The sequence below is a fragment of the Bradyrhizobium sp. Kon69 genome (assembly GCF_055807515.1).
Genome location: NZ_JBVVOS010000224.1, coordinates 1 through 318 on the forward strand (window position 1 = coordinate 1; position 318 = coordinate 318).

Annotated in this window: 1 pseudogene; it reads left to right on the forward strand. The window is 53.1% G+C overall.

What is annotated here, in order from left to right:
• Positions 1–205: 205 nt before the first annotated feature.
• Positions 206–318: pseudogene (locus tag AC0L3U_RS38930) on the forward strand (hypothetical protein); the annotation flags it as partial.

Genomic DNA, 318 nt, shown 5'->3' on the forward strand with positions numbered 1-318 from the left:
GGGGGTATGTGGTGTTTTTGCAGAATCCTTAGATCGCATTGAGCCGAATGCTTCTCTGTAGGAGCGAGCTTGCTCGCGAAAAAATCAGGGCCTGCGCGTTTATCCAGAATGAATGTGTTGTCTGGAAGGCTTTCGCGAGCAAGCTCGCTCCTACAGGGACTGGCATTCGCATTGAGCTGGATATTTCTCAAACTGGATTAAACACTACGGTGTAGAGCGCACCGCGCTCAATCATAAATACGGTGCTTCGGTTCTGGCGCTGGACGCCTCCACCGGCGCAGAGAAGTGGGTGTACCAGACGGTCCACAACGACCTGTG